General features: G+C 55.5%; 6 protein-coding genes. 4 read left to right on the top strand and 2 right to left on the bottom strand.

What is annotated here, in order from left to right; genetic code table 11:
• Positions 1-379, bottom strand: a 379-nt coding sequence (locus tag BUB44_RS10530) for an ExeA family protein (RefSeq protein ID WP_423219790.1), incomplete at its 3' end; no start/stop codon positions are given.
• Between the two features lie 275 nt (positions 380-654).
• Here BUB44_RS10530 and BUB44_RS10525 point away from each other — a divergent pair.
• Together BUB44_RS10525 and BUB44_RS10520 are read left to right on the top strand one after the other, a co-directional pair.
• On the top strand, positions 655-1,026 hold the full coding sequence (locus tag BUB44_RS10525) for a hypothetical protein (protein ID WP_073166074.1): 372 nt from the start codon (positions 655-657) through the stop codon (positions 1,024-1,026).
• A complete protein-coding gene (locus tag BUB44_RS10520) occupies positions 1,026-1,862 on the top strand; it encodes a CBS domain-containing protein (protein ID WP_073166071.1) in 837 nt (278 codons plus the stop codon). Before BUB44_RS10525 ends, BUB44_RS10520 begins: the two co-directional genes overlap by 1 nt.
• 37 nt (positions 1,863-1,899) lie before the next feature.
• Here the strand turns inward: BUB44_RS10520 and BUB44_RS10515 are convergent, their stop codons facing one another.
• Positions 1,900-3,294 (bottom strand): DNA recombination protein RmuC, encoded by a 1,395-nt coding sequence (locus tag BUB44_RS10515; protein ID WP_073166069.1) that lies wholly within the window; start codon positions 3,292-3,294, stop codon positions 1,900-1,902.
• Positions 3,295-3,430: 136 nt separating this feature from the next.
• Between BUB44_RS10515 and BUB44_RS10510 the strand changes: the two genes are divergently transcribed.
• Positions 3,431-3,811 (top strand): ArsR/SmtB family transcription factor, encoded by a 381-nt coding sequence (locus tag BUB44_RS10510; RefSeq protein ID WP_073166066.1) that lies wholly within the window; start codon positions 3,431-3,433, stop codon positions 3,809-3,811.
• A gap of 14 nt (positions 3,812-3,825) precedes the next feature.
• Positions 3,826-5,967, top strand: a complete 2,142-nt coding sequence (locus BUB44_RS10505) for a heavy metal translocating P-type ATPase (RefSeq protein ID WP_073166063.1) — start codon at positions 3,826-3,828, stop codon at positions 5,965-5,967.
• Positions 5,968-6,000 lie beyond the last annotated feature (33 nt).

Raw genomic sequence — 6,000 nt, 5'->3', positions numbered from 1 at the left:
CAATCTGCTTTTGTTTCCTGCCGTATGCGCAGATCAGGCAGCTGGTCACCAGATTGTTAACCAGCCGGGGCAATCCTTTGGTGATGGCGTAAATGGCCTCCAGAGCTTGCGGGGTAAAGATCTCCTCGTGCAGGCCGGCGTTTTTCAGGCGGCTTGCACAGTATTCCTGGATTTCGCCGGGTTTAAGGCCCTGCATGACATACTTTACGGTGAGCCTTTGGCGCAGGGGGCTGTTAGCATTGAGGGCCAATTTGTTGCGGATCAGCGTTTGCCCGGACAGGATCAGGATAAAGGGATTCTGTGAATCCATTTTGAAGTTGAAAAGCAGCCTTAATTCCTCCAGGACCTTACCGTCTGCCAGGTGAATTTCATCCAGCACAATAACCGGTGTAATATGGCGGTCGTAACTATTCGACCCTGCCCCTCTACCATCTGATGAAGCTGCGCGAGTGAGGCGCTGATCACTTCCACTACCTGTCGCAAAGTGCTCTGATATCGCGTCAGCTTCTGCATGACTACATAGCCGTATCTTTTATATACCGCTTTATGGCATGATTTTTATTTTTTAAAGGTAATCGGCAATTGATGACGAATAAATGCCAAAAAATAATTAAAGAATAACGCCTAAAAATTAACAAGGAAGGTATTAAAAGAATGAGTACCGGAGAAATGTCGTTTTCTCGCCCGTTTGAAATTGGCAGGAAAGCCGAAATCTCCATCCGTTTATCTGAATTTGAAATCCCGCCCATCCAGGATGTCCTGGTGGTTGGCAAGAAGGCACCAATTGGCCCAGAGGCGGTGAAGCGAATGGTGGACGCGCTTTCCCCGGAGCAATATGTGGTCATCCGGCTGGAACATGATGTCTTTGAAGCTGCCGTGCTCAAGAAATCACTGCTTAAATTTATCCCGCAGGATAAACTCCTGCCCATTATCTTGAAAGAGTGTTCTGCCATCGCCACCGAAGATTCTGTAATAAAAGCCCAGTTAAACATTGTGGTCCAGGTAAACAAGGTGGTGGACTTATAATGACCACCGTGGAAAATATCATGAACAGGAGGATAATCACTGCTTCCCCATTTGATAGTGTCAGAAAAGCGGCAGAGATGATGAATGAATTTAAAGTCGGCTGTCTACCCGTTATAGAAAGTGGACAACTAGTTGGTATTATCACTTCCAGGGATATAAGGTGTTCTCACCCTAACCGGCTGGTCATTGATGCTATGAGCAAAGATTTGATAACTGTGACGCCTTCGTGTTCCATCTGGGATGCGGCTGAAATAGTAGAGCGCTATAAAATAGAGCGCCTTGTGGTTGCTGAAGACGGGAAATTACTGGGAATAGTGACCAAGCTGGAACTCTATCATGAATTGGGTAAGCATTTTGATACGCTGACCGGTTTGAATAAGGCAGAATATTTATATTATATTACCGGTAAATTAATCAGGAACAATATTGCCTTATCTATTGTTTTCATTGACCTGGATGGTTTTGGGGAGGTCGACAAAAAATACGGCCATATTATAGGTGATGAAGTTTTGTACCGTGTCGCAAATATTATAAAAGCCCATGTTGATGAAAAACTCGATTATCCGTGCCGCTATGCAGGCGATGAGTTTGCCGTGGTTACTGTCAGGCCTGCAAGCACGGTTAAAGAATACGCGCTCAAAATAGTAAACGCCATCGCCAGTTATAACTGGGACGGCGGGATGAAAATTACAGCATCAGCAGGTGTGGTTAACTGTCAACCGGCAATAAAAAGTGATTGCGATATCCGGGAATTTGTCAATATTGCAAGCCTCGCTTCTACTAAAGCAAAAAAGAAAGGAGTTCCAGTGTTCACAGTTTTTTGCAATAAGGAGTAATATTTAACAAACTTGCACCGGACCAGTACAGCCACGGTCACCACTCTCCCGCGCCCTGCTCCTGCTCCGGCGGCAATTCCCGCAGCGCGATCTCCACCGGGGTTACCGGGTAGAGTTCTTTACCCGGCATGGCAGCCCCCAGTTCCTTTAAGCGTCTGGCCCCCGGCACCAGCCGGCTTTCCCAGGAACCAACGGCATTGTTGAAGGACTGGGTGGCCTTTTGCAGGCCATCTTTTATTTTGGCCAGATGCTGGGCAAACTTGCACACCCGCTCGTAGAGCTCCATGCCCGCCTCCGCAATCTGCCGGGCGTTCTCGGCCATCTGGTGCTGCTGCCAGCTCAAAGCCACGGTTCGCAAAAGGGCAATCAACGTGGTGGGCGTGGCCAGCAGCACCCGGCTGGCCAGGGCATCCTCAATCAAGTGGCGGTCCTGCTCCACGGCGGCACTGAAAAAGGACTCCCCGGGAAGGAAAAGCACCACAAAGTCGGGGCTGGAGGAAAACTGGCTCCAGTAAGCCCTGGAACCCAGGGACTGCATGTGCGCCCGCACAGCCTGGGCATGTTTTTGCATGGCCAGGCGCCACGCATGCTCGTCGCCAGCTTCAACGGCCTCCATATAGGCCTTCAGGGGAACCTTTGCATCCACCACCACCGTCCTGCCTCCGGGAAGTTTTACCACCAGGTCAGGGCGCAGCCGCCCCCCTTCCGTTTCCACCGAAAATTGCTCCACAAAGTCGCAGTACGGGGACATCCCCGCCACCTCCACCACCCGGCGCAGGGTTATTTCCCCCCATCTCCCCCGGACCTGGGGAGTTTTCAAAGCATTAACCAGGTTGCTTGTCTCCCTGTGCAGCAGCTGCTGGGTCTGGCTGAGTTCCTGCAGCTGCCTTTTCAGACTTCCATATGCTTCCTGGCGGGCGTTTTCCATGGCCCTTACCTGAGCCTCGTAACGGGCCAGCTCTTCTTTCAGAGGCCTGATCAGGGCGTCAATGGCTTCCTGGCGCTTCTGGAGATCGCCCCGGGCTTCCACCACCACCCCTTCCAGCACCTGGCGGGCCAGCTCGATAAAAGCCTGGTTATTATTTTTCAAAGCTTCGGCGGAGAGGGCTTTAAACGTATCACCAAGGCGCGCGGTAGCTTCGGCAAGGAGCTTTTTCTGTTCGGCAAGGTTGTTCCTGGCTTCTTCCAGGGATGTTTCCGCCCTCACCCTGGCCTGGTGTTCCTGCGCCACCTGCTGGCGCAGAACGGCCAACTCCCGCTGCAACTGCTCTACCTGCTGGCGCAGCTCGCCACTTATGCTTTCCGCGGCCGCCGCCCTGCTCCGGGCGTCCACCACCTCGGCCGACAGGGCACGCACGCGGCTGCCGGCCAGCAGCCAGCCGGCCACCACCCCGGCAGCCAGACCTGCCAGCGCAAATAAAACTTCAGCCATGGGTACCAGCTCCTTTCCACCAGCATCAATTTTACTTTAGCCCGGTTGCGGGAGCAATGAATACCTGTCTTGCAAAGAAACTGGTTGACAAACAACCATTAATAAAAATATAATTCAATTAAACAATTATTTAATTATGGATAAAGGGGGGCTTCTTACGAACAGGCATTCTCCCAACAACGATATCTGTGATACCTACTGCACATCTGGAACCACCGGAGATTTAAAGGACAAGGTGCTGGAAGTGGCCGGCCTTTCAGAGCTGTTCAGGGTGCTGGGAGATGAAACCCGCACCAAGATCCTCTATCTTTTGTCCCACAGGGAGCTCTGCGTGTGCGACCTGGCGGAAATTCTGGAAATGAGCCTGCCAGCCGTCTCCCATCATCTCCGGCTGCTGAAGGCAATGCGCCTGGTGAAGTACCGCCGGGAAGGCAAAATGGTTTATTACTCCCTGGATGACGACCATATTGTCAACCTGATCCGCGAAGCCCAGGCGCATTTTGCGGAAGAACGTTGAAAGGAGCATGTCCCATGCGCTACACCCTGGTTGGCCTGGACTGCCCCAGCTGTGCAGCCAGGATAGAACACGCGCTGCAGCAGATTAAGGGCCTGGAGCATGTTACCATTAACTTCACCGACCTCACCCTGGACTTACCCCCGGAAAGGGCGGAAGAGGCGCGGCAGGCCATAAACCGGGTAAAACCCGGGGTAAAACTGGTAAGAACCGGTAGCCCGGGAATACCGGGAGAGAACGGGGAAAACAGGAGAAACCTGTACCTCACCGGCCTGGCGGGTGCTTTCCTGGCTGCCGGCATCATTTTTCAGGAAATCCTGCACCCGGCCCCCTTTTCCTGGACCGGGTACACCATCCTCCTGGTCGCATACCTGATTGCCGGCCGGAACGTGCTGTTAAAGGCCATAAAAAATCTTGTCCGCGGGAAGTTTCTGGACGAACATTTTCTCATGTTCGTGGCCACCCTCGGAGCCATAGCCATTAACCAGCTACCCGAAGCGGTGGCGGTGATGCTCTTTTATTCCCTCGGGGAGTATTTCCAGGAAAAAGCCGTTAACCGCTCCCGCCGCTCCATAGCCGCCCTCCTGGACATCCGCCCACCTTTTGCCAGCCTGCTGGTTAACGGGGAAATAAGGCAGGTCCAGCCGGAAGAAGTGACGGCGGGCCAGGTTGTTGCGGTCCGCCCCGGCGAAAGGATCCCCCTGGACGGCGAGGTCCTGGAAGGGGAATCCCTTGTGGATACCGCGGCGCTGACGGGAGAACCGGTACCACGCCGGGTGGAAAAAGGAGACGAAGTTCTGGCCGGCATGATCAACGGCCAGGGCCTTCTGACCATCAGGGTAACCAGGCCATTTAAGGATTCTTCCCTGGCCCGCATCCTGGAACTGGTGGAAAATGCGGCGGCCAGAAAAGCCCCCGTGGAAAAGTTCATCACCACCTTTGCCCGGTACTACACACCGGCGGTGGTGCTGGCTGCCCTGGCGCTGGCCATTCTGCCTCCGCTGGTGGTCCCCGGTGCCACCCTGTCCCAGTGGCTTTACCGGGCGCTGGTCTTCCTGGTCATTTCCTGCCCCTGTGCGCTGGTCATTTCCATTCCCCTGTCTTATTCCTGCGGCATTGGCCGCGCCTCACGGGAGGGAATCCTGGTCAAGGGGGCCAGCTACCTGGACGCCCTGGCCAGCCTGCATACCGTCGTTTTTGATAAAACGGGTACCCTCACCCGGGGGTCTTTCCGGGTGAACCGGGTGAAGGCCTTGAACGGCTTTCAGGAGGAAGAGGTTCTGGCCTGTGCCGCAGCAGCCGGCGCCTATTCCACCCACCCCGTAGCCCGGTCCATCCGGCAGGCCTGGGGAAGGGAAATCCCCACGGACCGGGTGAGTAATTACCGGGAAATCCCGGGACAGGGGGTAGCAGCCCGGGTCGCGGGTAAAAACGTACTGGTGGGGGGAAAACGCCTCCTGGAACAGGAGGGCATCCCCTGCCATGTTCCCCGCCCGGAAGAAAATACGGTATTTGTGGCCATAAACCATACCCTGGCCGGTTACCTGGAAATGGGCGATGAGATCAGGCCGGACGCCCGCCAGGCCATCGCCGGGCTGAAAGCCCTGGGCGTTAAAAACGTGGTCATGTTGAGCGGCGATGAAAAAGAAACTGCCCGCCGGGTAGCCGAAACCCTGGGGCTGGATGATTACCACGCCCGTCTGCTGCCGGAGGAAAAGGTGCACCGGGTGGAAGAACTCAGGGCCGGCCTGCCCGCCCGGCAAAAGCTGGCCTTTGTGGGTGACGGCATAAACGACGCCCCGGCCATTGCCAGGGCCGATGTGGGGGTGGCCATGGGCGGGCTGGGTTCCGACGCAGCCATTGAGGCCGCGGATGTGGTGCTCATAGAAGATTCCCCTTCCAGGCTGGCTGTGGCTGTGGAAATCGCCCGCCACACCAGGGCAATCGTCAAGCAAAACATCGTACTCACCCTGGCCACGAAAGCATTCTTCCTCGGACTGGGAGCCCTGGGCCTGGCCTCCATCTGGGAAGCCGTGTTTGCCGACGTGGGGGTGACCCTGCTGGCCATTTTCAATGCCACCCGCAACGGGACCTTGACCCGGCCTGCACGGCAGGGGGCCATACCGGCCGGGGGGCGGGCCACCGGCTTTCAGGCCTGAAAGCGCTGCGGCGGTGGCCGCAACGATCTGGCG

It is taken from the genome of Desulfofundulus australicus DSM 11792 (assembly GCF_900129285.1).
GTDB classification, from domain to species: Bacteria; Bacillota; Desulfotomaculia; order Desulfotomaculales; family Desulfovirgulaceae; genus Desulfofundulus; species Desulfofundulus australicus.
This window is presented reverse-complemented; position numbering and strand designations above follow the sequence as displayed.